A 1,811-nucleotide genomic window follows, 5' to 3' on the forward strand; every position below is an offset into this window, starting at 1 on the left:
AGTCCATTTCGCGCGCGGTCTTGCCGACGCCCGAAAACAGGATCTTGCCGGCCGGAATGCCGGCGGCCAGCGCCCGGCGCAATTCACCTTCCGAAACCACGTCGGCGCCGGCGCCGAGCTTGGCCAGCGTCCGCAGCACGGCCTGGTTGGAATTGGCCTTCATGGCGTAGCAGACCAGCGCGTCGAGCCCGGCAAAGGACTGGGCAAACACCCGGTAGTGCCTGGTCAGGGTCGCCGTCGAATAGCAGTAGAATGGCGTGCCGATCTGTGCGGCGATGTCGGGGATCGCCACGTCCTCGGCATGGAGCACGCCGTCGCGGTAGTCGAAATGGTTCACGAGAGTGGTTCCGGAAGTTGGGGCGCGATGAGATCGGGTTGAAAGGCCCGGCTCTCGTCGGCTCTAGATCAGCGGGTCGAGGATGAATTTCTTGTCCTTGACCGGTTTTTCCGGCTCCGGCGGCACGGGCTGGTGGGCCTTTGAGGCATCCTTGCGCGCCTGCACGGCCGCCTCATAGGGCGTGTCGAGAGCGCCCCTCCTGCCGCAGGCCGAAACGGCCGCGATCGCAACCAGCAGCGTCAGCGTCACCAAAATCCTGCTTCCGGTCATCGATCCATCCGTCCGAAACGTTTGTCAGCCGCCGCTTTTAGCCGAGTTCTCGGCGCATTGCACCCCGGATATTGCTCGTCGCAATATCCGAGATATTGCCCGTCGCAATATCCGAGATATTACTGCTCGCAATATCCGGCATTACGCTTTCGCCAGCCGCTTTTTCCAGGCGCGGATCTGCTTCCTCACTTCCGACGGCGCCGTGCCGCCGAAACTGGTGCGGCTCTTGACCGAGTTCTGCACCGCCAGCACCGAAAATATGTCGGCCGTGATGCCGGAATTGATCGCCTGCAAATCCTCCAGTGAAAGCTTCTCCAGCCCCACCTTCCTGTCTTCGGCCAGCGCCACCGCCCGGCCGGTGACATGATGCGCCTCGCGGAACGGCAGGCCGAGCGTGCGCACCAGCCAGTCGGCAAGGTCGGTTGCTGTCGCGTGGCCGGAGCCGGCGGCCTTCTTCATCGCGGCCGCGTTGACCGTCATGTCCGAGACCATGCCGGTCATCGCCGCCAGCATCAGGTCGAGCGTCTCGGCGGCGTCGAACACCGATTCCTTGTCTTCCTGCATGTCCTTGCCATAGGTCAAAGGCATGCCCTTCATCACCGTCAGCAGGCCGACCAGATGACCGGTGACGCGGCCGGTCTTGCCGCGCACCAGTTCGGCGGCATCGGGGTTCTTCTTCTGCGGCATGATGGAGGAGCCGGTGGAAAACGAGTCCGACAGCCTGACGAAGCCGAACTGCGGCGTCGACCAGATGATGATCTCTTCGGCCAGCCGTGACAGATGCGTGGCGCAGATCGCCGCCACGCCGAGGAACTCGAGCGCGAAATCGCGATCCGAGACGCTGTCGAGCGAATTGCGCATCGGCTCGCGGAAGCCGAGCGCCTTGGCGGTCCGGTGGCGGTCGATCGGGAAGCTGGTGCCGGCAAGTGCGGCGGCACCGAGCGGGCTTTCATCCATCCGCTCGATCGCATCGCGCACGCGCGACAGGTCGCGCGAAAACATCTCGACATAGGCCATGCAGTGATGGCCGAAGGTCACCGGCTGGGCCGCCTGCATATGGGTAAAGCCCGGCATCACGGTCGCGGCATGCTCCTCGGCCCGCTCCAGCAGCGCCTCGATCAGCCCTTTCAACGCCTCGGCGACGCGAAAGCATTCATCCTTGACCCACAGCCGCAAATCGACCGCGACTTGATCATTGCGCGAG

2 protein-coding genes and 1 pseudogene are annotated in these 1,811 nt (G+C 64.0%); all 3 read right to left on the reverse strand.

The window, feature by feature from the left end; translation table 11 throughout:
• Window positions 1-337 (reverse strand): annotated as a pseudogene (locus EN984_RS33300) (diaminopimelate decarboxylase); the annotation flags it as partial.
• A gap of 63 nt (window positions 338-400) precedes the next feature.
• Entirely contained in the window at window positions 401-607 is a 207-nt protein-coding gene (locus tag EN984_RS33305; protein WP_023811112.1) for a lipoprotein, read from the reverse strand.
• A gap of 141 nt (window positions 608-748) precedes the next feature.
• On the reverse strand, window positions 749-1,811 hold a 1,063-nt coding region (gene argH, locus EN984_RS33310; protein ID WP_127384294.1), incomplete at its 5' end, for an argininosuccinate lyase.

It is taken from the genome of Mesorhizobium sp. M7A.F.Ca.CA.004.12.1.1 (assembly GCF_003997835.1).
Taxonomy (GTDB): domain Bacteria; phylum Pseudomonadota; class Alphaproteobacteria; order Rhizobiales; family Rhizobiaceae; genus Mesorhizobium.